Annotated in this window: 2 protein-coding genes; both read left to right on the forward strand. The window is 68.2% G+C overall.

Features of this window, described 5'->3' with window-relative positions:
- Positions 1 to 735: TonB-dependent receptor domain-containing protein (locus G7A99_RS19450; protein WP_163143337.1), on the forward strand; the 735-nt coding region annotated here is incomplete at its 5' end.
- Positions 736 to 859: 124 nt separating this feature from the next.
- A complete protein-coding gene (locus tag G7A99_RS19455; protein WP_018719497.1) occupies positions 860 to 1,390 on the forward strand; it encodes a PadR family transcriptional regulator in 531 nt (176 codons plus the stop codon).
- The last annotated feature ends 157 nt before the right edge of the window (positions 1,391 to 1,547 follow it).

Here is a 1,547-nt window from a genome sequence, read left to right on the forward strand (position 1 = left end):
GTGAGCGCCGCCTACCGCACGCCGGACCTCAAGGAGGGCGACTCCAACTGGGTCGAGGGCGGCGGTGGTCCGCGCCGCGACGGTGCCGACGTCGGCAACTCCGCTCTCGAGCCCGAGGAGAGCATCACCTACGAGCTCGCGGCCCTGTGGCGGGGCTACGACGGCGTGGAGGCGGGCGTGACCGTGTTCTACACGGACTACGACAACAAGATCGAGAAGCCGACCATCTGCGACATCGATCAGGGCGATCCGTCCTGCACCTACCTGGGCGAGGACTACGAGATGATCGCGCAGTACCGCAACGTCAGCGAGGCCCACGTCCAGGGCGCGGAGCTCAGCCTGGGCTTCCCCGTGGGTGAGCGCGTGGAGGTGAACATGAGCTACACCTTCACGGACAGCGAGCAGGACTCCGGTGACAATGCCGGCCATCCGCTCGACAACCAGCCCCGCCACCGCGCCGTCCTGGGCGTGAACTACCGGGCCAGCGAGGCCGCCCGGCTGTGGGCGAAGGCCCGCTACAAGGGCACCGCGGAGCAGGTCGTCGGCCGCGGCGGACTGAGCGAGGCGTACCCGAGCTACACCCTCGTGGACGCGGGCATGAGCTACCGGGTCAGCGACCGTGTACGGCTGTTCGGCGGCATCTACAACCTGCTGGACAAGGAGATCGCCTACGAGGACTACAACCGCGTGCTCGACGGCCGTCGTTACAACGCCGGCGTGACGGTGTCGTTCTGAGCGCCGGCGGCGCCCCCGGGCTGCGGCGGGCGCCGCCGTGTTACCCTCGCCCGCGTATCACTGGCGAGACACGACAGCGGCGGGCAGGCGCACGATGACAGCGAGCACGAGGCCGGACCTTCCCATGGGCATGCCCGCCGCCCGCAAGCTCTCGGGCGACGAGCTCGGCCTCGTGCTCCTCACCCTGCTGGCGGACGCCGACGGTTACGGCACCGAGCTCGGCGACCGCATCGAATACCTCTCCGGGGGCTTCTACCGCCCCAGTCCCGGCAGCCTCTATCCCGTGCTCACCGCCCTCGGCCGCGACGGTTACGTCGCCCAGCAGCGCGAGGGCCGGCGCAAGTACTACCGCCTCACCGACCGTGGCCGTGACTATCGGCGGGAACACGCCGGGACCGCCGAGCGCGTCGTCGCCCGGCTGGAGCGGGCCGGGCGCAAGTACCGTGCGCTGCGTCAGGCCATGGCGGATATCGCGGATAGCGACGAGGAAGGCGCCAGCCTTGCCCAGGACCTGCTGGAGGCGCGCATGGAACTCAAATCGATCCTCCACCGCAGCCTCGACCGGCCCCCGGCCGTTCAGCGCCGGATCGTCGCCCTGCTCGATGAGACCGCGGAACGGCTGAATGCCATCCTCGATGAGGCCCCGAAGGGGTAGGTCATCCCGCCGCGCTAAACTCCGGGTGAACGTTGCCGATGACTGAACTATCCAATATGAGGCGTGGTTCTCAGTCTTGATTACATCCGGGCGTTTCGGTAAACAGCATTCAGCTTACGACATTACACACTGAAACGGATCCGGAACCGGAAGGCGG

The organism is Arhodomonas sp. KWT, from assembly GCF_010993615.1.

Bases quoted from the DNA above. Each gene is read 5' to 3' on its own strand.
- G7A99_RS19455 (WP_018719497.1), top strand. From the start codon at position 860: ATGGGCATGCCCGCCGCCCGCAAGCTCTCGGGCGACGAGCTCGGCCTC.